Origin of the sequence: Cohnella herbarum (assembly GCF_012849095.1) — a bacterium.
Lineage (GTDB): Bacteria > Bacillota > Bacilli > Paenibacillales > Paenibacillaceae > Cohnella > Cohnella herbarum.
Map to the genome: position 1 here is coordinate 6,168,783 of NZ_CP051680.1, position 26,902 is coordinate 6,195,684.

The following is a 26,902-nucleotide window of genomic DNA, read 5'->3' on the forward strand; positions in this document are numbered from 1 at the left end:
TAGAAAGGATGACTACGCAATGAAGCGCAGCCTTATTAAGAAAGGGATGGTCCTGGCGCTGGCAGTAATCATGACGATAGTCATGGCCGCGTGCTCCGATTCCGGAAAAAATGAAAATACGCCGAGCTCGCAGCCAGCGGACAACACGCAGCAGCCGACGGAGAGCGCGCAGCAACCGGCGACCGGAGAAACCGCGCAGAACCCGGACGTACCGGCATGGCAGTTGGATACGAGCCCTGTCGATCTCACCTGGTTCGTAGGCGCGAACTGGTATGCTCACACCTGGGGGGAAAGCTTGACCTCCAAATATGTCACGCAGAAGACGGGCGTCAACGTAAAGTTTGAAATTCCCTCCGGAGAAGCGAACGAGCAGATCACCCTAATGATGACCTCCGGCAAGCTGCCGGACTTGATTTCGCTGGGTTCGTGGGAAAGCGCTGTCAAGAAGCTGTGGGAAGGCGACCATGTGTATGCCTTGAATGAATTGGCCGAACAGTACGATCCCTACTTCTTCAAGGTGGCGGGCGATGGCACGCTGAAGTGGTATCGTCAGGCCAACGGCAATACGTACGGCGTTCCGAATGATTCTTACAGCCCTAATCTCATGCATGAAACCGGTATGACGGCCGCCAACCAAACCTTCTTGGTACGCAAAGATCTGTACGAGGAGATGGGCAAGCCCGACTTAAGCACTCCGGATGGCTTCCTGAATGCACTGCAGTTACTGAAGGATAAGTATCCCGAGTATAAAGGCATGCCGATCAGCCCCTTCTTCGCGCAGGGGAATGTCCCTTACGGGATGACCGAGTATTTGCAAAATCTGCTCGCCGTTCCGCATGAGAAAGACGGCAAAGTCTACGACCGCATTACCGATGGGGATTATGTCGCCTGGTTGAAAACGTTCCGTACGGCTTACGAACGCGGACTCATTAACGTCGACTTCCTGGTCGATTCCGATACGCAGGTAGAGGAGAAAACGAACAACGCCCGTTATTTCATGATGATTCGCGAATGGACCGGCATGACGGCCGTCAACCCTATGCTGGCGGCGAGCGGAAACCCGGATTCCTACTACATCGCGGTGGACGGCCCGCAGAATAGCAACGGCGATAGCGCCAAGCTGTTCCCCGGCAACATGGACGGCTGGATGGTCACGATGATTAGCAAATCGACCAAGAACCCAGAACGAGCCATCCGCTTCTTGACCTATCTGGCCAGCGAAGAAGGGCAGAAGGATTTGTTCCTAGGCAAGGAAGGCGAAACGTGGGACACGACAAGCGGCAAGCCGCAGTTGAAACCGGAAATGGTGCAATTGCTGGCATCCGATATCGCGAAGATGGAGAAGGATTACGGCATTCTGGATACGTACTGGATGATGCGCAATCCTGTCATCGTCAACCAATGGAGACCGGAGAAAGCTCCCGTCATTAAGCAAATGGAGGACTTCGCCAACGCGCAAGCCGATATCGACAGCGGCATCTACAAGGGCTTGGATCCGCTCGGCGATTCCGACGTAGCGGTAGCTTGGTCACGCATCTCTCAGAATTGGGAGGAAACGCTGCCGGAGCTGATCACCGCCAAGGACGAAGCCGCCTTCGATAAAATCTTCGAGAACTTCCTTGCTCGACGCGTAAGCTACGGCTTTGACCAAGTGATGGCGCACCGCCAGACCGAGCTGGATGCTCGCAAAGCCAAAATGGCGGAGTAAATACACCGTATCATGCTTGATGCCAGCCGCCGTAATGGTGGCTGGTATTTGTCAGGGCAACCGCTTACGAAGTTGAAACAAACGCACCGCTATTTCGCTCTGTGAGCGGGTTCTTGGAGAAATAAGGGTGCTGGGCACCGCTATTTCACTCTGTGAGCGGGATCTTGGAGAAATAAGGGTGCTGGGCACCGCTATTTCGCTCTGTGAGCAGGTCCTTGGAGAAATAAGGGTGCTGGGCACCGCTATTTCGCTCCGCGAGCGGGTTCTTGGAGAAATAAGGGTGCTGAGCACCGCTATTTCGCTCTGTGAGCGGGTTCTTGGAGAAATAAGGGTGCTGGGCACCGCTATTTCGCACCGCGAGCGGGTTCTTGGAGAAATAAGGGTGCTGGGCACCGCTATTTCGCACCGCGAGCGGGATTCTGGAGAAATAAGGGTGCTGGGCACCGCTATTTCGCTCCGCGAGCGGGTTCTTGGAGAAATAAGGGTGCTGGGCACCGCTATTTCACTCCGCGAGCGGGATTCTGGAGAAATAAGGGTGCTGGGCACCGCTATTTCGCTCCGCGAGCGGGTTCTTGGAGAAATAAGGGTGCTGAGCACCGCTATTTCTCTCGTTCTCCAGCTAGGAAGGGACAGCTACAGTTGCTCTTCAGGATAACTCATCCTTGAATCGTTTCGTAAGCGATTGCCCTGGTAGATAGACGGCAGATATCATTCTGGGAATTTTTTTTCAAATAACAAATTCTGCGGCAAACCGAACTCGCCATAGTTTCGTCTACCAAGGACAAAATTGACACTGTTGCATCATCTGTGCCCGGAGTCGGTGCGGTAGCGTTACTTTTTGACACTATTGCATCATCAGTGCTCGGAGTCGGTGCGGTAGCGTTACTTATTGACACTATTGCATCATCAGTGCCCGGAGTCGGTGCGGTAGCGTTACCTTTTGACACTGTTGCATCATCTGTGCCCGGAGTCGGTGCGGTAGCGTTACTTTTTGACACTATTGCATCTTCCGTGCCCGGAGTCGGTGCGGTAGCGTTACTTTTTGACACTATTGCATCTTCCGTGCTCGAGAATGTACCCAAGTATCGGAATGGATTCTGTATTGCCAACGATATAGTATTGCTTGTTTCCCACCAGATGCCTAGCGACATATGGTATATTTCAGAGGTGGGGAGGGCGTTGGAATGAAGGATCTGCTGACCAGAACGAGGAAAATTTACCGTAATTCCCGCATCTCCCGAAAGTTATTTCTTGCCTTTAGCTTGGCGATTGCCATCCCTGCTATTCTAGTATCCTTGTTATTTATCCGCACTCAGGAAACCCAGCTGTACAAGGAGGCTATGGCCTCCGGCAGCAGCCATGTCTCGCGACTGAACGATCAGCTGCGCAGCCGGTTGGAGATGCTTGCAAACGCTTCCTCGACCGCGCTGACCCAGAAATCATTCGTAGACTTCATTCATTCCAATATGCGCGTTGATGGCTTGCGGCTTGTGAAATTCAGACAAAATCAATATGAGCAGATGCATAATATTATCCAAAGCAACGAGATGATCAGCGAGCTCAGCTTCTATGTCGATAATCCGAACCTGCATGAAATATGGCCCGAAATTTACCATTACGACAAGTTTTGGCCGCAGGACTACTGGGAGACCCTTCGGGATGAAGGCGGTGCTTCATACCGATTATTTGCTCTTAAGGATGGCGAGCATACGCTGTCCTACTATCGGCTAGTACGTCTTCAAGGCCAGAAGCAGAAGTTTCCGACGATTATGGAAGTTCGCGCCGAGCACGACGTGTTCTTCGGCGACATGCTGGAAGAAAACGGGGGGAGCTTCTTCTCCGTCGTGATGGACGGAACGAAACCTTCCCGATATATATACAGCGCCGAGCATGGATTTGCTCAAAGCGCCGGCGAGGATCTGGACGAAATTGTCGGCAGTATTCACGGGAAGCTGGACGTGCTGCAGCAGGAAAGCCCCGTCAAGGTTACTGTCGGAGCCCATACCTACTATGCGCTGTACCGCTACATCGCCCCGTTGAACGCTTACGTGGTGGATATTGCTTCTCATCAAGCGCTAATGAAAGGCCCGCGCAATTGGTATGCCCTTGTGGTCGGGATTACATTGAGCGTGCTGCTGCTGATCATGCTGCTCGTATCCCATACGACCCGGCGCATGTTCCGCCGATTGGATCGCGTGCTGATCTCTATGCGCAAGGTACGTAAAGGCCAACTGGACGCGAAGATCGATACGGGCCTGGATGCCAATGAAACCGGCGATGAAATCGACGAAGTCGCCGTCAGCTACAATAACATGCTGGATGAGATCCAAACGCTGATGACACAGGTGGTGGATAAGCAGTTAATTGCCAAGAACGCGCAGCTGCATTCTTTGCATTCGCAGATTAACTCGCATTTTCTATATAACGCGCTGGAATCCATCCGCATGCAGGCGGAGGTTCAGCGGCAGCCCGCTATCGCCGACGCGCTCGTGTCGTTAGGTTCGCAACTGCGATACAGCATGCAATGGCGCAGCGATACCGTTGCCCTAAGCGAGGAGCTTGCCAACATCCAAAGCTATGTCCGTTTCATCAATTTTATGGAGGGCGGCGGCATTGCGTTGACAGCGGATCTTCCTCCGGAGGTGCTTCGTTACGCCATTCCGAAAATGTGCATGCAGCCCATCGTCGAGAATGCCGTTCGTCACGCGGCTCCCCCGGGCGGCAGCTTCAGCATCCGAATTTCCGTTTCGGTGGAAAATGACAGCCTGCTGCTGATTAAGATCGAGGATGACGGTGCGGGTGTCGACCCGAAGATGCTAGCCAGCTTACAGGCAGCGCTGCAAGACGACTCGGATACGCCGATCGTCGCCAGCAAGAACGGACTTGGGTTGGAAAACGTGCATAAGCGATTGCAGCTTCATTATGGCAAGGGCTGCGGACTGTGGATCGACAGCGTGAAGGACGTCTATACTTGCGTGACCATACGCTTGCCTTGGGAAAATGTGAATCTGGGGGGATGGTAGGGCATGATCAATATTTTGATTGTGGACGATCAGAAGCACATACGCGATGGACTGCAAGCCATGCTAAGCCAATTTCCTATAGAGCTTAATACCCTATACAGCGCAGCTAGCGGAATCGAGGCGCTGCAACTCATACGGCAGCACGGCATTCAGCTCGTCATTACCGATATTAGGATGCCGGATATGGATGGACTGGCGCTTATGGCGCAAACCAAAGAGGAGCGCATCAAGGTCGAATACCTCATTATTAGCGGTTATAGCGATTTTGCTTATGCCCAGAAAGCGATAGCCCTTGGGGCGAAGGGGTACTTGCTGAAGCCGATTAAGAGGGAGGATCTGCAAGCCTCGGTGGAGCATGTATGGCAGGAAATCCAAACGCGTCAAGCGCTCTCGCGCAATATGGAGCAAATTTCCCGCCTCGCCCGGGAGACGGATCGCAAAGAGCTGTGCATGTTCATGCAAGGCGCGGCGAACGAAGAGGCGTGGATCCTTCACACCGAGCGGCAAAATCCGGCGCTGTGGAGCAACTACCGTCTGTGCCTGTTGCGGGAGGAACGATGGATTAACCAGCCGGGAGCGAGCAGTACCCATAGCATGGAATCCATTGCCTACCGCGTATACGGCAAACAGGGATGCCTATTCCTTCAGCGCAGCCCTTTCCTGATCATGGCGGTTGATGCGGCCGTGGATACGGAGGCGTTGCCTGCCGCTCTTAAGGCAGAACAGATCGATGCCATCGCGGCGATGACGGGCCGGAAGCAAGGATTGAAGGAGCTACCCGGCAGTTATACGCAAGTCATGGAGCTATACCGTCACAGTTACTTGTTTCCGGATAAGCGTTGCATTTTGCAGGCGCATATTGAGCGGTTGGAGCAGCAGTGGCAGCTTCCCCACGAGGAGCTCTATGCCCTGTTCCAGTTAATCGGTACCAATAATAGCGGCAAAATAACGCAGGGGATCTCTATGATCTTCCACAAAGATGTGCTGCAACGCTATCACATCGGCTACACGCAGCAGCTATGCCGCGCCGTGGTGCAGATGCTGGAGGAATATGAGCGAGTGATCCGCCCCTATATGGGAGAGGAAGCGCTGGATATGGATTGTTTACGCAACCTGTTCGACTACCCAGGCATTCGCGACTATATTCAGGCGCTGCAGCAGCAGTTGCTTCGGTTGAACCATTTTTATTACGAATACAAGTGCAGCTATCGCAACAAACAAGACTTGAACGAAGCCATCCGCTATATCCACGAAAGCTACCATAAGCCGTTGGACCTCGCGATGGTATCCAACCACGTGTCGCTGAATTATGCTTATTTTTCGAACCTGTTCAAGAAAAACGTAGGCAAAGGCTTCGCGGAATACTTGCGGGACGTTCGTCTGGATAAAGCCCGGAAACTGCTGGCCGAAACCGAGCATAAGATCGTCGAGGTCGCCGGCATGGTAGGGTATGATAGCTACAAAAGCTTTACGCGGGCCTTTCGGGACGTGATGAACATGCAACCGACGGAGTACCGTCAACGGATGCGACAGAAGGTCGAAAGCGAAAGGCACTATCAAGAGTCGAAACGATAGGCAAAAGCCAAAATATTGGGTTACGACAAAAACAAATGCACCTATTCACCGGATTGCCCGCTTCGATAGAATAAAGGTGTTCCTATGTAAACGGTTACCATTACTGGGGGCAAACACTATTTTATTAGAGGAGGTCAATCATGAAACGATTTTACCTTACGGAGAATCGGTTTAAGCGGAAGGCATTCAGTTTGTTCTTGGCGTTAGCGATAATGGCTAGCGTCGGTCTATTGCCAACTTCGATGATTCAGACAGCCAAGGCAGCAGGCACCACCGTTACCTCGATGGCTTACTTCTCGGCGGCAGACGGGCCTGTCATCTCCAAATCGGGTGTCGGGCAAGCCAGCTACGGATTCGTCATGCCGATTTTCAACGGAGGCGCCGCGACTTGGAACGATGTTTCCGATGACGTGGGCGTTAAAGTGAAAGTCGGCGGCAACTGGGTCGATATCGACAGCGCCGGGGGCTACGTCTATAACCAGAACTGGGGACACTGGAGCGACGGCGGCGCGAACGGCTATTGGTTCACACTCTCCGCAACGACCGAGATTCAGCTGTACTCCAAGGCTAACGGGGCTACGACGCTTAATTACACGCTTGTCTTTCAGAACATTAACAAAACAACCATCACGGCTATGACGCCTACGCAAGGGCCGCAGCTTACGGCAGGATTTACAGGCGGCTCAGGCTTTACTTATCCTATTTTCAACAACAATCCGGCCATCACCTACGAAGCCGTCGCCGACGACTTGAAGGTGTACGTCAAACCCGTAAACAGCAGCTCATGGATCGATATTAACAACAATGCAGCCAGCGGCTGGATCTATGACAGCAACTTCGGGCAATTCACCGATGGAGGCGGCGGCTACTGGTTTACCGTAACGGAATCAATCCACGTCAAATTAGAATCGAAAACCTCTCCGGCTAATATCGTGTATACGATCACCTTCAATCCACCCATCAGAAATTCGTACGTCATTACTCCCTATGACGGAACGACCTATACGGCAGATGCGAAAGGCGCCATCGGCATACCGCTGCCTAAGATCGACGGGGGTCCGCCAATAGGCACCGAACTTGGAAAGTTCGTCTACGAGATTAACGTCAACGGGCAATGGGTCGCGATGAGCGATTCCGGCCAGAGCGGATTCGTATACGCGGGCAATGGCTACAACAACATGTCCGATGCCAATCAGTGGGGGTATTGGGCCGATTACATCTACGGGCTGTGGTTCCAGCCTATCCAGGTAAATATGCAGATCCGCATCGGCTACCCCTTGAACGGGCAGACGGGCGGAAGCGTCGGCAACAATTACGTCACCTATTCCTTTATCGGCAATCCTAATGCTCCGCGTCCGGACGTAACCGATCATGAGGACATTGCCATCGGAACGCCAAGCGACCCGGCCATAGCGGGCATGAATCTCGCTTGGCAGGATGAATTTAGCGGGACCGCGCTCGATACGAACAAATGGAACTATGAACAGGGCTATTACATCGGTAACGATCCGAATAGCTGGGGATGGGGGAACGCGGAGCTGCAGCACTATACGAACAGCTCACAGAACGTATTCGTGCAGGACGGGAAACTGAATATTAAGGCGTTGAACGATCCAAGATCCTTCCCGCAAGATCCAAGCCGTTATGCGCAATACTCCTCCGGCAAGATTAACACCAAGGATCATCTGTCCTTCCAGTACGGAAGAGTAGACATCCGCGCCAAGCTGCCAACAGGCAATGGCGTCTGGCCGGCGCTCTGGATGCTTCCGGAAGATTCGGTTTACGGCGCATGGGCGGCATCCGGCGAGATCGATATTATGGAAGCGAAAGGACGGTTGCCCGGCACGACGAGCGGTGCCGTACACTTCGGCGGTCAATGGCCGGTGAACAGATATATCGCCGGCGAATATCATTTCCCGCAGGGGCAAACCTTCGCAAACGATTACCACGTGTACTCCATGATCTGGGAAGAAGACGATATCAAGTGGTACGTGGACGGCAAGTTCTTCTTCAAAGTCGCCAGAGAGCAATGGTATTCCGTAGCCGCACCGAACAATCCGAACGCGCCTTTCGATCAGCCATTCTACATCATTATGAATCTAGCGATCGGCGGACACTTCGACGGCGGCCGGACTCCGGATCCCGCCGATATCCCCGCAACGATGCTGGTGGATTATGTGCGCGTCTATAATGAAGGCAGCGTGAATCCAGGTAACGTATCGGTTACCGGCGTTACTTTGAATCAGACCGCTGCGCAAGTGGAAGTCGGACAGAGCGTGCAGTTAAATGCCAGCGTGGCACCGGCTAATGCAACGAATAAGCAGGTCACTTGGAGCGTTTCGGGCACCGGGGTTGCATCCGTGAATCAGAACGGTCTAGTGACGGGACTCGCTCCGGGCACGGCAACCGTGACGGCAACGACGGTCGACGGCAACAAAACCGCCGTCTCCGCCATAACGGTCGTGCCGGCGTCGCCTACCGTTATCATCATCGGCGACACGGTGCGGGGCCTGAAGAAGACGGGCGATAACTTGCTGTTCTATGTCAATGGCGCAACCTTCGCCGATCTACACTATAAGATAAATAACGGCGTCCAGCTCAACGTGGCCATGACCTCGACAGGTAACGGTAACTATACCTACCCCGTCAATAATGTGCAAAATGGGGATACCATCCAGTATTTCTTCACCTATAATCCGGGTCAGGGGGCATTGGATACGCCTTGGCAGACTTATGTTCATGGGGTAACCCAAGGGACTCCGGAGTAAATTTCAAGCGATGCAGTATTTAGCCGGGATCCCTGTCTTCCAGTCTTCCAGTTCATAGAGGACAAGGAGTTCGACCGTTTGGTATACCAACAGCCCTTAATCGTTCCTGATGGAACGACTAAGGGCTGTTAAGCCTAACCTATCTTTAATCCTCCGTAGGAGGATCTGCGTGCAGCTCGGCATCGGGAGCGGTCCGTACCCAACGGGTAAACGCGACCTCCAATCCGTCTCTGGTCGGCGCGCACAGGAAAGGTCCGGCCTGATTGCCGGTCGCATACGGATAACGCGCCACCCGAACCGTGCGCCAACCTTCGGAATGCGATCGGGCCCGAATAATGACCGCGTCCTTCATGCGAGAAGCGCGAATCGTCACTTCTTGGCCTACCCATTCAGGTACCGGCGCAAGCGACCAATCCGAATAACCGTCCGTCACGACGACGGCCAGGTGGGGAATACCGTCGTTCAGCTCGATTCCGGCCTTAATCCACTGTTGCTGACCTTGCCATAGCATCAGCCCGGCTTGATCGTACAATTCGGTAAGGGAATCGAGCCTGAAGCCGACTTCGATCGCCCGATCATCCTCCCAATCGGCAAGCAGCGCATGTCCATCCCTATGCTCGAACTCGTAGAGCGTTTTCTCCCAATAATCGCTCCCGTGTTTGGCCGCGACTTTCAGAATTCCGCCTTCGTCTTTCGCCGCGATCGGCTCCGTCGTCCATCTTCCCTTGCTCCATGGAATGCTTGAAGAACTCATCGCCGAAGTCACTCCTTTTTTTCATTCGTACTTCCCCTATTTTAACATAGGGGTTATCGGTAAGGGCGACGGCACCTGCGTTTGAAATGAAAATCGATTAACGAATGGGTGTTGGGATACGACGCGGGCGAGAATCTTTACACTACGATATAATGTTATATTAGAAGAACATGATAGCGAAACGCAGAGACTAGACGACAAAGGAGGCAACGACATGACCTATGCGAGACCGCCCTGTTAATCTTTAATATCGAATAGTTCGCGAGCGCCTCCTCCCCGCCGTGATTGAGATCATTTCAATCCGAGACGAGGGGAGCTCGACGATGGTTTATATGCCGAATGTATGGAAATTGTTCGCTGTCCGCTTCTTTTTCAATTTGATCCCTGCTTATGTCATTGAGAGGTTGTATTGGGAAGAGAGAGGCATGACTATCCAGATGGTCGTGTACGCGGAGATTATTTTTGCGATTACGATTGTTTTGCTTGAAGTGCCTACCGGAATCATCGCCGACAAATGGGGCCGGAAACGAATGATCGTATTATCTGCTTTAATGGGATGCTGCGAGTTTCTGATCTTAGTGTTCGCCACGGAATTCTGGCACTTCGCGCTTGTCGTTATTCTGGCGGCGATTGGCAGCTCCGCGAGCAGCGGGGCGGAAAATGCCTTGCTGTATGATTCCTTATTGGCCGCCGGTAAGGAAAAGTCGTTCGAGAAGTACTTGGGCCGTTTAAATGCGCTCGATATCGTCTCTATAATCATTGCCGCTCTATGCGGGAGTTTATTGGCTAGTCGCTGGGGATACGATCTAAACTATTGGATTTCTCTGGTTAGCATGGTTGTGGCCCTGGTCCTAACGCTTACGTTGGTTGAACCCGCAGTGAGCGGCGATAGCGAGGATGACTCCTCCATTCCGATGCGTGCCTATGTTGCGGCTTCCATACGCTTCTTTCGAGACAACCCGGGGGTGCGTATTGTAGTATTATCGGGAATGGTGATGGGGGCAGCCATAAATTTCATCGACGAATTCTGGCAGACCTACTTGGACAGGTTAGGAATTCCGGTCCTCTATTTCGGGTTGTTCTCGGCCGCGATCTTCCTGCTCAGACTGCCGGGCAATCTTCTTGCGCACTTCCTGAAAAACCTGTTCAGCTACAGAAGCTTGCTGTTAGGCGCTCTGGCCGTATTCGCTGCAGGCTTTATTTACGTCTCTGTCGTGAAAGACTACAGCGGTTTGGCGGCGATAGGTCTTATCTGTCTGTTCGCGGGCCTGATCGAACCGCTGGCTGGCGGGTATTTGCATCACCGAACGGATTCCTCCATGAGGGCGACCATCGGTTCTTTCCAGTCCTTAGGGGAAAATGCGGTTCTTAGCGCTACGGGAATAGGGTTTGGTTATTTCTCCGTCCAAATGGATATTTTCGGAGGATTCGGATTCATTGCGGTCGTTTGCTTCGCGTTCTTGGTTTATTTTGCATCCGCATCCAAGAAGGTTGTTTAAATCGCATAAAGTCTCGTGCCAAAGGAGCTGTCTCATCCCGAAACACCCGCGGAAATCTCCGCGGGTGTCTTCCGTATTTTACGACAAACTAATAGTTATCTTTTTCTCCGCAGTCTCGATCGTTTTACCTTTCCCCGATAGGAGATACACCTCGAGCTTAGCAGACTGGCCGTTGGAGAGTTGGGGCTTGATCATCGGAATCGCGAAGGAACCGTCCTGAGCGATACGATCGCGATAAGCCGTGCCGGCTTCGATCAAGTCGCCCTTGGCATCGAAGATCCGATAGCCGATCCAGATCGTCTGATTCTTCCACTTCTTCAAGCCCTTCGGATCTATCTTTCCGTGCAATAGAAATTCATTCGTATTCAGATTTTCAGTCAACTTGGCAACGAAGAGGTGTTTGCTCTTGAAGCCCTCTATCGTTTGCTCGAGCACGACGTCGCCGTCGGTCAGCTTGCCCGAGATTTTCCAGACGTCGTAAGTATACTCCGCTCTTCCGGTCAGATTCGGAGCCGCATCGCTGTCCGTAAAATACGCCTCGATCGCGTTAGGATCCGGAAGCGTGCCATGCGCGGTGCGCAGCAATCCTCCGTTATGATTCCTCGGAAAGTTCGTCGTCGAAGGGCTAAGCGTTCCTTCGATCTTCCATTGTCCGCCTCCGCCCCATACCGAACCGCCGTCGATGCTGACGATTTGCTGGCTATCGGCAATATAATTCGGGTTGCTTGTTGGGTATGGATGCAGCTCCCTGATGGCGACAAAGCGATCCCGGCTCGGATCGTACGCGATGTCGAAGTTGTTAAGGAAGTCGGGTTGGCCGCTCGCGTTGACCAAGCCTTCGTTCGTTAATCGGACAGCGGGTCCGATGACCGGATTGGCCATTTGATTCAGGTTCATATCGATACGATACGCCCCCGTCGCGGTCGGGTCTCCTTGCGTGAAGAACAGCATAATCCTTCCTTGTCCGTCTATGCTCGTCGCCGAAGGCTGGCCGACACCCCAGAAACCGTCGTTCGGATACGCCACGACCGGGTTCGGATACTTCACCCAATCTCCCGACAACTCATCGGAGAAGGCGACGCCGATCTGATTGTGGGCGCTTCCGTTCACGTCGTTGCCCAAGTAGAATAGCGCGTAATCGTACTCCGTTCCGCCATAATTGAATTTCCCCGCGACGACGCTCGGATCGCATACGTGCATGCTGTCCCATGTCCCCTCGGCTCCCGCCTGCAGGACGGATTCCGATTGCGTAACGACTCCGTTTTCGATTCGAGTATAGTAGATATGATCCTTGACGACGCCGTCGGCATCGTTATGGCAGGTCCACATATGCTCGACATCGCCGTCGCGAATGACGGAAGGGGCATACGAATACCGTTCGCCTGCCGGATCGTATACCTTGCTTAACGTAGCTTTGTTCCATTCGACGGCCGCGCTTGCGCTAGATAAAGGAATGACGGCAATTAATATCGTTAATAGGACGATCAGCGACACTTTGCTTTTTCTCACGATGGACATCCTCCCTATGGAATAACGTAGTTAACGCGATTAATAGGTTTAACGCAATAGCGGACCCGGGAACCGCATGCTTTCATCTTAGCCGTCGCGATCAGGGCCGGTCTACTTTGATCTATTGACTGTCTTTTGTTTACCTAGGCGCATGATAAGATGTAAACAAAAGATAGAGGAATTCGGCCGCAATCGTGCCATACTGAGGATAGAGAGAGTCGCGGAAAGTAGGTAGGGACAACTATGAGATGGCTGCCTTTCAAGCGGGTGCCGACATCGGGTTTCAACATTTTTCAGAAGCTGCTTGTATCTTTTCTTCTGGCTATCCTTCCGATCTTGCTCGTCAGCATGCTGATCAATCGGTCGGGAGAGTCCTCCGTGTCGAAGGAGATTACCAATTCGCTGAAATCGAACGCCCGCTTCTACTTAAGCTCCTTCGAGCTGGAGATGGAGCGGGTTATTCGAATGAAGCAGCAGTACATTCTGGACAACGAAGTCCAGGACTTGATGATGTTCCACATGATCTATTCGGATGCCGACTTCGTCTATTCGATTCAGGACATCGAGCGGAGATTGCAACAGTTTCAAGCCTCCAGCTTGTTCGTGCAAGAATTGAAGCTATACATCCCCGACTTGGGCACGACGATCCATAATCATATCGTCAACAAAGAGCTGCCCGCGGAAGAAGTGCGGGCGCTCGAACGGCTATACGAATCGGGCAAGCGAATCTATCCGCTCGGAGACCGGCTCATCCTCGGGGAGAGATACCCGAAGCCGGGACCTAACGAAATGTCGGCCAAACTCTGGCTCGAGGTTGTCCTCTCCAGGGCGAATATGGAGCGGTCCTTAAGGGAAGTAGCCACGTATAACGGCGGAGAATCGTTGATCGTCGACCATTCGGGCGCATGGTCTCTGGGTTCTCTGCCGAGGCAGGATATGCCCTTACACGAGTTGCTTTCAATGCTTCAGCTGGGCAAGGACGCGAAAGAGCCTCAACGCGGAATCGGCAGGTTCATGATCGGAGACAAGCCCTACATTTACGCTTACGAATCTTCCGAGCTGCTGGACGCTTCGTTGGTCGTCTACGTACCGGAGAACAGCTTCCTCGGTCCGATCAAATGGTATAAGCAGCTTTACTTGTTGCTAGCCGTTACTTCGCTCCTGGTCATGGTGATCTTCTCCACCTGGATCTACAAGCTGGTCCATCAACCGATGTACAGATTAACCGGGGCTTTCCGACGGCTGGAGAAGGGCGATTTCAACGCCTTGCTGACCTACGATCGCAAGGACGAGTTCAACTACTTATATCAGCAATTCAACAAGATGTCGGGCAGGCTGCAGCAGTTGATTAAGGACGTCTTCGAACAGGAGCTGCGGCTCAACCGGGCGGAGCTGAAGCAACTGCAAGCGCAAATCAATCCCCACTTCCTCTATAACATCCTGTTTCTGTTGAATCGGATCATCCAGTTGGACGATATGGACAACGCGAAGAAGCTGACTCAGCATTTAGGCCAGTTTTTCCGCTTTATTACGCGCAACAAGGAGGATGAAGTTCGCCTCAGCGAAGAGATGGCGCATATCGAGGCCTATATCGGCATTCAGAAGTTACGGTTCGGCAGTAAGTTGTCGGTGGCCCTTCATCCGCTTCCCGCCGAAGTCGAGAGCTTGGAAGTGCCGAGGCTGATCTTGCAGCCGATCGTGGAGAACGCGTTCGAATACGGGTTGGAAGATCATCTGAACATAGGAGTATTGAAAATAGATTCAGAGCTGGACGAGGGCCATCTCCTGATCCATATCAGGGATAACGGCAACGGCTTAACCGACGAGAGGCTCGCGGAGCTCGACGCGATGATGACGGAAACGAAGCGGGACATCGAGACGACGGGGATGGTCAATATCCACCGCCGGCTTCAGCTTAAATTCGGCGAATCGTCCGGCTTATCGGTCGGAAGAAGCGAGCTTGGGGGACTTCAAGTTACGATTCGACTGCCGTTCGCAAGAAGCTAACGAATGAGGAGGAAAAGACGATGTACCGATTATTGATCGTAGACAACGAAGAATACGTCGTTAACGGACTCGTGGAATTGTTCAATCCGGACAAACATCCGGACTTGGAAGCGACGGGAGTCTATTCCGCGGCGGAAGCGCTGAACGTCTTAATGACGACGAAGATGGATATCGTGATTACCGACATCCGGATGCCCGGCATGACGGGACTCGAGCTGCAGAAAATCATTGCCGCCAGATGGCCTTATTGCAAGGTCATCTTCCTGTCCGGCTATGACGAATTCAACTACGCGCAGGAAGCCATTCGAAGCGGTTCCGTGAACTATATCCTGAAGACCGAGACGGACGACGTCATTATCGGCTCGGTCTATCAAGCGATCGAGACAATCCGCGAAGAGAAAGAGATGATGAACGTCCTGGAGGACGCGAAGAAAGAGCTCAAGCAGGCATTGCCCGCGCTTCAACGGGAGTTTCTGGAAAGCCTGCTGATCGGCGATAAGCAAGCGCTCCAATCGCTGGAAAGTCAGCTGGAGCAGTTGAATATTCCTTTGTCCCAGGACAAGCCGGTATTCGTCGCCGTAGGCAAAATTGACGAGTGGCCCGCGGATTTCTCCCACTACTCCCGTTCGCTGCTGCTCTATGCGGTTCAGAATATTTCCAACGAATACTTGTCGCTGTCGACCATGCATTATTCCTTCATCCACGATCGCTTCCGGATCGTGTGGTTCATACAGTCGAAGGCGGAGCCATGGATCGAACGGCTGCGCAACGAGAACATGACGATGACTGCCCACTTCGTATACGGGACGTTCGAATGCATCCAATCCTCCTGCCTCGATCTCCTGCACCTTCCGTTATCCTTCGCGATCGGCAATCATCCCGTCGAATGGCAGGAGCTCGGCGGAGAGCTCGAGCAATTGCTCGGCCGAGTCAAATCGACTGTCAAGAAGCAGCTGCTGTACATGGAACCGGATACGTTGCCGGAAGACGACGAGACGAATCCGGTCCGCTCCCTTCAGCATGAAGTGTTCAAGCACTACGAGCATCTCGGCTATTGTTTGGATCACAAGAACAAGGAAGAGTTTTTCCGGAAGCTGGACTTCCTCATCCTCACCGGGGATAAAGCCAAACGTTCCAAGCAGCCGATGGTTTGCGTGCAGATCGCCAGCTCGGTCTTCTCCATCCTGTACGGTTATTTGGAGAAGCTACGCATCGAGAGCCTCCCGGATCCGATAGCAGAGGTCAAGGAAGGCTATGATTCGGGTCAGCTCGATCCTTGGGAACGGCAACGCGAGCAATTGCGGACGATCGCCGAATATATTTTCACAGAACACGTGCATGCCGAGGAAAGCGAAGAAAACCGGATCGTGCAGAGCATCCACGCTTATCTGGCGGCCAATCTGGGGGGAGACCTGTCTCTGAAGACGATGGCCTTCTCCATCGGGCATAACCCGTCCTATTTGTCGCGGCTGTATAAGCAGAAGGCGGGGAAGGGCTTATCCGAGACGATCATGGAATTGAAGCTGGCTAAGGCGAAGCAATTGCTCGCGGAACCGCAATACCGGATTCAGGATATCTCCCAAGCGGTCGGCTTCCTCTCCGATCATTATTTCTACCGTTTTTTCAAAAAAGCGATGAAGCTCACTCCCCAAGAGTACCGGGAACAGTTGAATGTAAACGGAAGAGAGCCGCGCAAGTAAAAAGATCGAAGTAGATCGCCCTTAAGCGACCGGCTTACAATTGGGTTACGGTTATAGGCCTAGCCGACTTCACCGATTCCATAAGGGAGGCTCACGAATGAATCCTACACAGAAATCGACGATCGTACTACTCAGTCTCATTATGGTTATCTCGATCATACTCGCCGGCTGCTCCGGCAATAACGACGGTTCAGGCAATGCAACGGGATCGCAATCCCCCGCATCCAGCGCAACTGCCGCGAATACGGGCACGGGAGAGGCGCCCAAGGAAGGTTACGACGACGTGCTCGATATCGATTGGTACGTCAACCTGTCGTGGTGGAAATATCCAGGCGACTACGGAAAAGACAAATTCTCGCAATACATCCGCGATCGCTTCGGTCTGAACATCAACTTCATCACGCCGGCCGGAGACGGTTCCGATCAGATGTCGGCGATGATCGCCACGGGAGAGATTCCCGACTTGGTGACGGTCGAATCATGGTTGGACTACAAGACCAAGCTCGCCAAAGGCGGATATTTGGTTTCGATCAACGAACTCATCGAGAAGTACGTTCCGGATTTCAAACCCTACGAGGATATCTTCAATTGGTACAAAGAATCGGACGGCAAAACCTATGCCCTGCCTAACTATGCTTACTCGAGCTTTGCGCTTAAGCCGGGGGAGCAACTGGAGCCGAACAGCGCGTTCACGCTGCGCAAGGATATCTACGAACAGCTCGGAAGACCGGATATCTCTACCGCGGATAAGTTTCTGGACGTTCTCGAACGCGTCAAGAACGAAGTGAAAACCTACGACGGCAAACCGCTGATTCCGTTGCAATTATACGAGTTCACGGCGAACGGCAACAACTCCGCGAATTGGCTGAACGAATATTTCGCCGTCCCTTACGAGAATAACGACGGCAAGCTGATCAACCGCACCTACGATCCGAAATATTGGGAAGTCATCAAATTCCTGAACGAAGCGTATCGCAGAGGTTTGGTCTCCAAAGACAATTTTACGGACAAACGGGATCAGATCGTCGAGAAAATCGCCAGCGGCCGAGTGTTCGCGAGCTTAACCGCGCCGCAAGATTTCGCCGATCCGATGAGGACGCTGTATACGGCCGACAACAACGCGCAATACGAGTCGTTCGCGTTGCGCAACTACGAAGGCGAAGATCCCGTCCTGACCGACATTCGCGGATTCGGATGGTTGGTCTCGATGGTCGGCAAAGATTCCAAAGCGCACGAACGGATCGCCAAATTGCTCGCTTTCCTGAACAGCAAAGAAGGCCAGCACATGGTTCACTTCGGTTGGGAGAACGAGACGTACACGTATAACGCGGACGGCACGATCCAATGGACGCAACAATATCAAGACGCGCTCGCCAAAGGCGACGGCTCCGAGAAGAAGTGGGGCATGGGCTTCAACCTGCTGATGGACTGGTATTCCGTTAAGGACTTGTTCCCGCTGCCGGAGAAGCCGGTCGATATCTATCTCGCGGAGAAGAACATGAAGAAATCGCTCGTTCAGTACAGCTACGACACGAGCGCAGCGGGAGGAAAGCCGAACCCGGATCACCCGAACCGCGACCGAATGCTGGAAACCGGCAACCGTCTATCTTTGTTCTGGGGCAAGGAGCTACCGAGAATCATTATGGCGGAGTCGGAAGAGAAAGCCCGCGCGGTCTACGAAGATACGCTCGCCAAGATGGACGAGATGGGCAGAGCGGAGCTCGACGAGTACAACAACGAATTGTTCCAAGGCGCCAAAGAAGCTCTCAATATCGAGCGCTCGTGGCCGCTATTCCGCAAATAATGTCTATGCTCGTTCGTGCCGACGTCGTTCCGATGTCGGCACGGACTTTCATGAAACGGAAAGGGGGCTCTTCACTTGCATTCTTCGACAGCGCTGGCAAAGCCTCGTCAAAGCTTAATCGTTCGTTTTCTTAAACAATGGCAAATCCAGGTCATGGCCTTATGCGGAATCGTCTTCGTTCTCGCGTTCAATTACGCCCCTATGTTCGGCATCGTCATCGCTTTCAAGAAGGCGGATTACTCCGTTAACCTGATGAGAAGCTTGACCGAGGCGCCATGGATCGGCTGGGATTATTTCAAAGAATTCATCCACGATTATCAATTCCGGGATATTCTGCTCAATACGATCGGCCTGAACTTGCTTCAGCTGTTGATCAACTTTCCGGCACCGATTATATTCGCGATACTCATCAGCGAGATCGCGCACAAGCGGTTCAAGAAGATCGTGCAATCTATCACCTATTTTCCGCATTTTATCTCGTGGATCGTCTTCGGCGGCATCATCATCAACATGTTGTCCGTGGAGACGGGAGTCATCGTGTCCGCTCTGCTCAAGCTCGGCATCATCAGCGAGCCGGTATCGTTGCTCGGCGAACCGAACGCGTTCTGGCCTCTGATCATCATCACGTCGATTATCAAGGGACTCGGTTGGGGATCTATCATCTATTTGGCGGCGATCACCTCCATAGACCCTACCTTATACGAAGCGGCAACCATCGACGGAGCGGGGCGGTTCAGACGAATCTGGCACATTACGCTGCCCTCGATCTCCGGTACGATTATCGTCTTCTTCCTGCTGTCCGTCAGCAATCTGCTCAACTCTTCCTTTGATCAGCTGTGGGTTTTCCAAACGCCGTTAAACCTGGAACGAAGCGAAGTGATCGACACTTTCGTCTACAAGATCGGAATTACGCAGATGCGTTATTCGTATACGACGGCGGTCGGCTTGTTCAAATCGGCGGTTGCGTTGATCCTGCTCGTGGGCGGTCATCTGATCAGCAAAAAAATCGCCGGGCGCGGTATTTTCTAGGAGGGGACGCGTATGGCAACCAAACGGTTCGATTTGTTCACGATTTGCAATTACGCCTTCCTGGCGATCTTCTGCCTTGTCACGATCTATCCCGTCTATTTCGTCCTGATAGGATCCTTCAACGACGGCAACGACTATATGCGAGGCGGCATCTTCTTGTTTCCGAGAGAGTTCAGCCTGGCTAACTACCAAGTCGTCTTGCAAGACGATCGGCTGTACACCGGGTTCAAGATCAGCATTCTGCGGACCGTCATCGGTACCGTTACGAGCGTATTTTTTACCGCCATGGTGGCTTATGCCATGTCCCGCAAGAACTTGATCGCTCGCGGTCCCTATTACTGGATTCACTTGATTACGCTTTTTTTCGGAGGCGGACTGATTCCCTATTTCTTGGTGTTGAAGAACCTGCACCTCATTAATTCCTTCTGGGTATACGTGATTCCGACCTTGTTCTCCGTCTTCAACATGATTATCTTCAGCTCCTTCTTCAGGGAAATTCCGGAGGAAATCCATGAATCGGCGACGGTGGACGGGGCGGGCGATTTCCGTATTTTCCTTGCTTTGTTCATTCCGCTGTCGGCTCCCGTACTCGCAACCGTGGCGTTATGGAACGCGGTCGGGCATTGGAACTCGTTCTTCGACGCGATGATCTTCACGACCAAGGGAGATTTAATGCCATTACAGCTGTTCTTGATGAAAATGATCCGGGAAGCGGACGTGATCTCGAATAGCCAATACGTGCCTCCCCAAGTGCAGAAGAAAATCAGCGTTCAGACGATCCGCATGGCCGCGATCATGATCAGTACCGTACCGATCTTGCTCGTGTACCCGTTCTTGCAGCGGTTTTTCGTGACCGGATTCATGGTGGGATCCCTTAAAGGTTAAGGCGATAGGGCGATTACGATTCGTTAAGAGGAGTGTGGAAAATGAAGGAGCGGAACATGACGGAACAGAATGTGACGGAACTGAATGTGCAAGAACGGAACGTGCAAGAACGGAATGTGCAGGAACGACCGGCCTATCAATTGTTCGATGACAATGACGGAATCTATAATTACTGTCCTTCTCCGGTATTGACGGACGATACGACCATGTACGTCTTCTATTGCGCCAACACGTGGCCGGGGCTCGTCATCGATGACATTTACGCGCGAAAAGGGAAGCTCGAGGACGGACGCTGGACGTTCGGAGACCGATTTCGGGTGCTTCAGCCCGACCGGCTCGGCTGGGATTGCATCCATGTATGCGACCCGGACGTGATCAAAGGCGAATTCCGCTATCGGGGCGAGACTTATAGCTGGATGATGGTCTACCTGGGCTGCGATATTCACCATTGCTACCACAACCAGATCGGCATTGCTTTCGCGAAGGAAATCGAAGGTCCATTCGTGAAATATGCTGGGAATCCGATCGTTGCGTACGACGAAATGTTCCATTGGGGAGCCGGGCAGGCGAGCGTCGTGTCGCTGGACGGCAAAGGCAAATTCCGCATGCTGTATTCGCAGACGGTTCACGAATACGAGCGACGGCTGCAAGGGTGCCGGACGTTCTGGAGGGATTTTGATCTATCCGACGCCGATCATCCGATCATGGGCGAGGAGGTCGCCATGCACGAAGGCGGCATGGACAATCGGGACGGCGAAGGGAGTATCGCCGCGTTTAATCCGACGATCGTATGGGACAAGAGCAACGATCTGTATTACCTGACCCGGGAAGGCACGCCTTTCGATAAGTCCCGTTTCCCCGACTTCATCGCTCCGTATACGCAGGTGTCGGTCATTTCCCGCGCCGATTTCGAGAACAACGAAGGCGGCTGGCAAACCGTTTACAACGTCGACGGGAAGGACACCGGTTACGAGCGGAACCATAACGCGGGCCTCGTGAAGGATGCTTATGGGTGGTTGGCTCGACAAGGCATATTGCCCGTGGCGACGACGGTGTCGGAGCTGAAGGACCGGGATTTTCTATGGACGTACCGGATTTACTATCAAGAATTGGCACTGCCTACTCTGTAAGCGTGGAGGCGAATCGCGATGTCCAGAATTTATGTTCTGCAAGCGCCCGGAATCGCCGTGGCCGCCGCAAGGATGAAAGCCGACGTGAATTTCTTGGGAGCCGTTGACGAACGGACGGCGGATTGGCTCTCGGACAATCACGTCTTCCTTCGCGAGAGATGGATGCCGGGAGAAGTGACGGTGAAACAGCTGCAAAGGTTATATCACCGGTTGTTCCCGGGAGATATGCTCGTGATGGATGGTTCGCTGCCGGACGAGCTGATAGCGAAAGCAGCTTCCTATGCCCGGGAGTTGGGAGCTAAGGTGATCATCGGGCTTAAGGGCACGGGGATTTCGGGGAGAACATTCTCCGAAGCCGATGCCTTGATGGCTGTTGGAGATTTCGCCGATATTCTCGTGCATACCCCTGACGCCCGATGGAGCGGTAACCCCGGCACGATCGTGGCGCTCGAATCCGGGGACAATCTCGAAGCGTGGGTCGGCGCCATGGCTCTATGCTTGATGAACGGCTTAAGCCTGGAACGGTCGCGCTCGTTCTGCGAGCGGGCTGCGGCTTTCGAGGGAGAATTCCCTTGGTACGACGAGGTTGCTTACGGCTGAAGTTAGGATTGAGGTTATGGTTGAGGTTCTAGCAAGTCTCACGAAGAACGAATACAACATGGATAGATAATGGAGGGTATAATCACATATGATCTCATTTCCGAAGATTCCCGCGGACCAATTGGTCCGCCGGTTGGAGCATCCCGGCCGTCAAATCCGCATGGTGCTCGATACCGACACCTTTAACGAAATCGACGATCAATTCGCGATCGCCTATGCGTTGAAGTCGGCCGAGAATATGACCGTCGAAGCCCTGTACGCCGCGCCTTTCTACAACGAGCTGTCGACGGGCCCCGCCGACGGAATGGAGAAAAGCTATCAGGAAATTCTCAAGATCCGTCGAATCCTGAATCGAGAGGACATCCCGGTGTACCGCGGTTCGACGGCTTATTTGCCTGCAGCCGATCGCCCAGTGGAGAGCGAAGCGGCACGGGATTTAGTAAAACGCGCGATGGCCAGCGATCCATCCGATCCGCTCTATGTCGTAGCCATAGGCGCGATTACGAACGTCGCATCCGCGTTGCTGATGGAGCCGCGGATCATAGAACGCATCGTCCTCGTATGGCTCGGAGGCAATGCGCTGCATTGGGCGGACACGAAAGAATTCAATCTTATGCAAGATTTGCACGCTTCCCGTCTCGTATTCGACTGCGGCGTTCCTCTCGTTCTCGTACCCTGTCTCGGAGTCGCGACCCATCTTCAAACCTCGCTGTCCGAATTGCGGGATTACGTGAAGGGCAAGAGCGAGATCGGCGATTATTTATACGAAACGTACGAGAACTGCGCGAAGGATCATTTTGGATACTCTAGAGTCATCTGGGATATTTCGGTCATCGCTTGGCTTAACAATCCGGAGTGGTGTTGGAGCTCGCTGGCGCACAGTCCGCACATCTCGGAAGATCTGAGATGGAGCACGGATCCTTACCGGCACTTGATTCGGAGCGTGAATTTCATTCGCCGGGACGAAGTGTTCCGCGATCTATTCCGCAAGATTGCGGATTAAGCAAAGATTAAGAGGTGTTCGTTATGAGAAGACCCCGCATCGCGGTCGTAGGAAGCTTGAATATGGATATGGTCGTCTCGACCGAACGGATGCCGACAATCGGCGAGACGATATCCGGGAAGACGATTCATTATATCCCCGGCGGCAAAGGCGCTAACCAAGCCTTCGGCTGCGCCAGATTAGGCGCCGAGGTGCATATGATCGGCGCTGTCGGAGACGACATGTTCGGATCTGAGATGATGTCCAACATGCAAGACAACGGCATCCGGACGGACGGAATCGGGATCATCGAGGGAACGCCTACCGGAATCGCCTCGATCCTGCATACGAGCGAGGATAATTGCATCGTCATTATTCCGGGGGCGAACGGCGCGGTGACGCCGTCGAGGGTAGAGCAGTCCGCGAGTTTCATTACGCAAGCCGATCTCCTGCTCGTCCAATTGGAGATTCCGTTGGAATCGGTCCATGCGGCGCTGCGAATTGCCAAGTCGACTGGAGTACGTACGGTATTGAATCCGGCTCCGGCACGGGATTTGCCGACAGATCTGTTGAAGCTAGCCGACTATATCACTCCGAACGAGACCGAGTTCGCCAGCCTCGGAGGGTTCAAGGAAACGGACGGACAGGAAGCTTGGCAAGAAGGGTTGGCGGATTGGGAGCAACGTTATGGCCATAAGGTCATACTGACTCGGGGTAAGCATGGTGCGTCGTATTGGAAGGATGGAAGCGCAGTAACAATCCCCGCCCCGATGGTGGAAGTTGTGGATAGTACGGGGGCTGGCGATTGCTTGAATGCCGCTTTCGGGTTCGGTCTCGCTTCAGGGTGGAGCCTCGAACAATCGCTCGCATTCGCCGTTAAGGCTGCTTCTCTGTCGGTGACTAAGTTTGGGGCTCAGGCGGGGATGCCTACAATAGAAGAGATTGATTGAATGAATAACTAAGGCAATAAAATATATAAATAAATAAATAAATAAAATTAAGGAAAGCATTGTTGCTGAAGCTTGCCGGTATATCAGCAGAATATACGCTGATATCTTCCTTATCGCTGAGGACAGGGGTTCGACTCTCCTCCACCAAGCTTACTAAAAACGAACACATTTTACTTAGTTGGTGGATTTGCAATAACAATTTGGTTTAAATATATAAGAGGACAGTTAAGATAATAATCTTAGCTGTTCTCTTATTTTAGTTTCTGATGGAGGAATTTGTTGGAATATGTAGAAAGGTTCAAGTAATAATAAATTTTGGTGGTGTTAAGATGCTCGATTTAAGTAATATGGAAAACTGGTTAGATTCACGGCCACATTGGGAACAACAAGTTTGGTTTTTTATAATTAAAGAGGGTAAGCTTGATGATAAAAAAATAGAGGAAGTTTACAAATTATTAATGGAGGACTTTGTAAGTGGGAAAAAGCATGAGCGTACCCCAATTAATTTTAAAAGTGTCTCCAAGACAAATATCTCAGAGGAGCATGATCAAGTAGTTTATCTTAAAGATGTAATTAATTTAAAGCATGTCAATGCATTGCCTTCAGATCAAAAGTTAGCATTTGGAAAAAACCTTACTTTAATATACGGTGAAAATGGGTCTGGTAAGTCTGGTTATTCACGATTACTTAGCTCTGCTTGTTTCTCACGTGGTGATAAGAGTATACTTCCAAATCTCAGAGAAACAAAGACTACAAAATCAACTAAGGCTTCAGCGGATTTTAGGGTGACTATTGGAGAAGAGCAAAAAATTATCAATTATAAAGAAGATGAGAAATACGATATCTTGAAGAGATTTTCAGTATTTGATTCTTCGAGTGTTCAAATACATATTAATAGCACATCGAATTTAACGATTACCCCAGTTCAGTTAAAGGTTTTTGAATATGTAATCGAGGCATTCAATGATTTAGAAAAGAAATTGGACAACGAAAAAACACTTCGTAGAACGCAGAACCCAACAGTAAGCCGTTTCGATAATGAAAGCGTAATATCTAAGTTTTGCAGTGAACTAGATCATAAGGTTTCAATCGAAGAAATTAATCAATGGAATTATACAGCAAGTGATGTTGAACGAACCGCAGTTATACAAGAAGAGTTACAAAAACTTCGGAAGCTAGATGTTGAAACGAAGAAAAAACAGTTAAGCCTTGAGGTTAAGGAAATCGAAGAGTTAGTTGAAAAACTAGAGAATATTAATTCGATATTAAACTTAGAGTATATAACCTCTTCAATAACGTATATTAACGAATTTAATCAAAAAACAGATCTTTCAAAAAAGATGGGAGAAAGTTCGTTCAGAGATGAAGTGTTCTTAACTACTGGATCTGAAGAGTGGAAATCGCTCATTAGTGCCGCCAAAATTTTACTCGACAATGAAAAGAAGCTCAATCCAAAATTTGCTTTGACTAAATGCCCTCTTTGTAAACAAGGCCTAAGAAATGAGGAATTATCGCTATTTGAACGTTATTGGTATTTTCTAGAAGGAAAATCTTTAACTGAGTTAAAAATTGCAAAAGAAAACTTAGAGAAACATAAAAAGCTACTCGAAAAAATTGAGTTTCCAAAATTCGATATTGATTCTCCAGGAGCAAGAATTGTTAGAGAAATGGATGAGGAGTATTTCAATCATCTAAAAGAACAGATTGAGAATTCATTCGTAATTAATGAAAAAATTAAGGAGAAAACAGAGCGTCTGGAAGTAAATGATTACCCGAGAATTGCACCGTTATTTATGGAGAAATTAAATACTATGATATCAGAAATTAAAAAGCAAATTGAAGCACTAGGCAATCCAGAGTTAGAAATTAAAAAGTTAGAAGATGAATTGAATCTAATTACGCATTGTAAAATATACTCTCAAATAAAAGAAGAAGTCATTGCGTATGTTAAAAACCAGTCTTGGCTAAAGTCATGTGAAGGAATAACATTTCCTAGACGGCAAATAACAACGAAACAAAGAGAACTATTCGATCAAATTGTTACTGAAGAATATAGACGTAAATTTGCTGAAGAAAGTGAAGCATTGGATTGTAACTTTGGAGTATCCATAACTACAAGAGGGGCAAGTGGTTCAACGGTCAAAGAATTGAGGTTGAACATTTCGGCTGAACATAAAATGGGAAAGATATTAAGTGAAGGAGAACAAAGAGTTTGTGCGCTGGCCGATTTTTTGACGGAGATTTCACTCGATAAGCGGAACAGTGGAATCATATTTGACGACCCAGTGACATCTTTGGATCATGTAAGAAAGAGACAAATTGCTCGCAGGCTAGTCATTGAAGCTTCAAGACGTCAAGTAATAATCCTCACTCATGATAAAGTCTTTTTAAGTTATCTTGCTGATATATCTTCAGAACTTGACACTTCATACGAAGCCCATTGGATTCAGCGTGTTGGAAATCGCCCAGGGAAGATATCTTCAAATAGCAGCCCTAAACTTGCTACTCTTGCAGTAATAACTCAAGAAGTTGATCGATTAATTGTTGAAGCAGGTCTTTTAGATGATCAACATCAGCACCAGCAACAAAAACTTATTGATAGTTTTAGTTTGCTTAGGAGTGGTTGCGAAGCCCTGATAGAGCAAGTTCTATTCAATAAAACTATCCAACGACATGATGACTATATACGCGTAAGTAACCTCAACGAAGTGCCATGGAACGATATGAATGCGGGAAAAATAGTAGATATGCACGGTCAACTCTCTAGATTTATTGATGCGCATAATCGTAGTGATACAATGCGTGAAGAGCCAATTACAATTGAGATTGTAAAATCGTATCGGAAAAAGTTTTATGAAATTAGAGGTGAATTAAATGCCATCAAAAAAACTAAAAAATCAGAACTAGAAAAACAAAAATCCAACTCACCATGGTAAGATAATCGACTACTTGGGGAATTGCAGTAACAGATTGGTTTAA

At 51.0% G+C, this 26,902-nt stretch carries 18 protein-coding genes; 16 read left to right on the forward strand and 2 right to left on the reverse strand.

All coding sequences use genetic code 11. From position 1 onward, the window contains the following. The first annotated feature begins 19 nt into the window (after window positions 1-19). The 5 genes from HH215_RS26290 (at window position 20) to HH215_RS26310 (ending at window position 9,074) form a co-directional block, all read left to right on the forward strand. The gene (locus tag HH215_RS26290; RefSeq protein ID WP_169282576.1) at window positions 20-1,708 is read left to right on the forward strand and encodes an extracellular solute-binding protein; all 1,689 of its coding nucleotides are present in this window, start codon (window positions 20-22) and stop codon (window positions 1,706-1,708) included. Between the two features lie 127 nt (window positions 1,709-1,835). Beyond that, entirely contained in the window at window positions 1,836-2,363 is a 528-nt protein-coding gene (locus HH215_RS26295; protein ID WP_169282577.1) for a hypothetical protein, read from the forward strand. A 529-nt stretch (window positions 2,364-2,892) separates the two neighbouring features. Beyond that, a complete protein-coding gene (locus tag HH215_RS26300) occupies window positions 2,893-4,731 on the forward strand; it encodes a sensor histidine kinase (RefSeq protein ID WP_169282578.1) in 1,839 nt (612 codons plus the stop codon). Window positions 4,732-4,734: 3 nt separating this feature from the next. Continuing rightward, window positions 4,735-6,306 (forward strand): response regulator transcription factor, encoded by a 1,572-nt coding sequence (locus HH215_RS26305; RefSeq protein ID WP_169282579.1) that lies wholly within the window; start codon window positions 4,735-4,737, stop codon window positions 6,304-6,306. A gap of 140 nt (window positions 6,307-6,446) precedes the next feature. After that, window positions 6,447-9,074, forward strand: coding sequence for a family 16 glycosylhydrolase (locus tag HH215_RS26310; RefSeq protein ID WP_169282580.1), 2,628 nt, complete (start codon window positions 6,447-6,449; stop codon window positions 9,072-9,074). A gap of 145 nt (window positions 9,075-9,219) precedes the next feature. Here the strand turns inward: HH215_RS26310 and HH215_RS26315 are convergent, their stop codons facing one another. Next, window positions 9,220-9,828 (reverse strand): DUF1349 domain-containing protein, encoded by a 609-nt coding sequence (locus HH215_RS26315; RefSeq protein ID WP_169282581.1) that lies wholly within the window; start codon window positions 9,826-9,828, stop codon window positions 9,220-9,222. A 323-nt stretch (window positions 9,829-10,151) separates the two neighbouring features. Between HH215_RS26315 and HH215_RS26320 the strand changes: the two genes are divergently transcribed. Then, complete coding sequence (locus HH215_RS26320) at window positions 10,152-11,327, forward strand: MFS transporter (protein ID WP_169282582.1); 1,176 nt, start codon at window positions 10,152-10,154, stop codon at window positions 11,325-11,327. Between the two features lie 78 nt (window positions 11,328-11,405). Here the strand turns inward: HH215_RS26320 and HH215_RS26325 are convergent, their stop codons facing one another. After that, window positions 11,406-12,836, reverse strand: coding sequence for a glycoside hydrolase family protein (locus HH215_RS26325; RefSeq protein ID WP_169282583.1), 1,431 nt, complete (start codon window positions 12,834-12,836; stop codon window positions 11,406-11,408). Window positions 12,837-13,079: 243 nt separating this feature from the next. On the opposite strand from HH215_RS26325, the gene HH215_RS26330 reads away from it, so the two are divergent. The 10 genes from HH215_RS26330 (at window position 13,080) to HH215_RS26375 (ending at window position 26,859) form a co-directional block, all read left to right on the forward strand. Continuing rightward, the gene (locus HH215_RS26330) at window positions 13,080-14,843 is read left to right on the forward strand and encodes a sensor histidine kinase (protein WP_169282584.1); all 1,764 of its coding nucleotides are present in this window, start codon (window positions 13,080-13,082) and stop codon (window positions 14,841-14,843) included. 20 nt (window positions 14,844-14,863) lie between these two features. Then, window positions 14,864-16,543 (forward strand): response regulator, encoded by a 1,680-nt coding sequence (locus tag HH215_RS26335; protein WP_169282585.1) that lies wholly within the window; start codon window positions 14,864-14,866, stop codon window positions 16,541-16,543. A gap of 97 nt (window positions 16,544-16,640) precedes the next feature. Further along, complete coding sequence (locus tag HH215_RS26340; protein WP_169282586.1) at window positions 16,641-18,347, forward strand: type 2 periplasmic-binding domain-containing protein; 1,707 nt, start codon at window positions 16,641-16,643, stop codon at window positions 18,345-18,347. 75 nt (window positions 18,348-18,422) lie between these two features. Beyond that, complete coding sequence (locus tag HH215_RS26345) at window positions 18,423-19,376, forward strand: ABC transporter permease (RefSeq protein WP_217362239.1); 954 nt, start codon at window positions 18,423-18,425, stop codon at window positions 19,374-19,376. A 12-nt stretch (window positions 19,377-19,388) separates the two neighbouring features. Beyond that, a complete protein-coding gene (locus tag HH215_RS26350) occupies window positions 19,389-20,261 on the forward strand; it encodes a carbohydrate ABC transporter permease (protein ID WP_169282587.1) in 873 nt (290 codons plus the stop codon). 41 nt (window positions 20,262-20,302) lie between these two features. Further along, the gene (locus tag HH215_RS26355; protein WP_169282588.1) at window positions 20,303-21,391 is read left to right on the forward strand and encodes a glycoside hydrolase family protein; all 1,089 of its coding nucleotides are present in this window, start codon (window positions 20,303-20,305) and stop codon (window positions 21,389-21,391) included. 18 nt (window positions 21,392-21,409) lie between these two features. Beyond that, window positions 21,410-21,991 (forward strand): hypothetical protein, encoded by a 582-nt coding sequence (locus tag HH215_RS26360; protein ID WP_169282589.1) that lies wholly within the window; start codon window positions 21,410-21,412, stop codon window positions 21,989-21,991. An 88-nt stretch (window positions 21,992-22,079) separates the two neighbouring features. Beyond that, window positions 22,080-22,994 (forward strand): nucleoside hydrolase, encoded by a 915-nt coding sequence (locus HH215_RS26365; protein ID WP_169282590.1) that lies wholly within the window; start codon window positions 22,080-22,082, stop codon window positions 22,992-22,994. Between the two features lie 23 nt (window positions 22,995-23,017). Then, a complete protein-coding gene (rbsK, locus tag HH215_RS26370) occupies window positions 23,018-23,923 on the forward strand; it encodes a ribokinase (RefSeq protein ID WP_169282591.1) in 906 nt (301 codons plus the stop codon). A gap of 329 nt (window positions 23,924-24,252) precedes the next feature. Then, window positions 24,253-26,859 carry an AAA family ATPase gene (locus HH215_RS26375; protein ID WP_169282592.1) on the forward strand — a complete coding sequence of 869 codons (2,607 nt, stop codon included), beginning with the start codon at window positions 24,253-24,255 and terminating at the stop codon, window positions 26,857-26,859. Window positions 26,860-26,902: the final 43 nt, after the last annotated feature.

Bases quoted from the DNA above. Each gene is read 5' to 3' on its own strand.
- HH215_RS26290 (WP_169282576.1), top strand. From the start codon at position 20: ATGAAGCGCAGCCTTATTAAGAAAGGGATGGTCCTGGCGCTGGCAGTA.
- HH215_RS26300 (WP_169282578.1), top strand. From the start codon at position 2,893: ATGAAGGATCTGCTGACCAGAACGAGGAAAATTTACCGTAATTCCCGC.
- HH215_RS26305 (WP_169282579.1), top strand. From the start codon at position 4,735: ATGATCAATATTTTGATTGTGGACGATCAGAAGCACATACGCGATGGA.
- HH215_RS26310 (WP_169282580.1), top strand. From the start codon at position 6,447: ATGAAACGATTTTACCTTACGGAGAATCGGTTTAAGCGGAAGGCATTC.
- HH215_RS26315 (WP_169282581.1), bottom strand. From the start codon at position 9,828: ATGAGTTCTTCAAGCATTCCATGGAGCAAGGGAAGATGGACGACGGAG.
- HH215_RS26320 (WP_169282582.1), top strand. From the start codon at position 10,152: ATGGTTTATATGCCGAATGTATGGAAATTGTTCGCTGTCCGCTTCTTT.
- HH215_RS26330 (WP_169282584.1), top strand. From the start codon at position 13,080: ATGAGATGGCTGCCTTTCAAGCGGGTGCCGACATCGGGTTTCAACATT.
- HH215_RS26335 (WP_169282585.1), top strand. From the start codon at position 14,864: ATGTACCGATTATTGATCGTAGACAACGAAGAATACGTCGTTAACGGA.
- HH215_RS26340 (WP_169282586.1), top strand. From the start codon at position 16,641: ATGAATCCTACACAGAAATCGACGATCGTACTACTCAGTCTCATTATG.
- HH215_RS26350 (WP_169282587.1), top strand. From the start codon at position 19,389: ATGGCAACCAAACGGTTCGATTTGTTCACGATTTGCAATTACGCCTTC.
- HH215_RS26355 (WP_169282588.1), top strand. From the start codon at position 20,303: ATGAAGGAGCGGAACATGACGGAACAGAATGTGACGGAACTGAATGTG.
- HH215_RS26360 (WP_169282589.1), top strand. From the start codon at position 21,410: ATGTCCAGAATTTATGTTCTGCAAGCGCCCGGAATCGCCGTGGCCGCC.
- HH215_RS26365 (WP_169282590.1), top strand. From the start codon at position 22,080: ATGATCTCATTTCCGAAGATTCCCGCGGACCAATTGGTCCGCCGGTTG.
- rbsK (WP_169282591.1), top strand. From the start codon at position 23,018: ATGAGAAGACCCCGCATCGCGGTCGTAGGAAGCTTGAATATGGATATG.
- HH215_RS26375 (WP_169282592.1), top strand. From the start codon at position 24,253: ATGCTCGATTTAAGTAATATGGAAAACTGGTTAGATTCACGGCCACAT.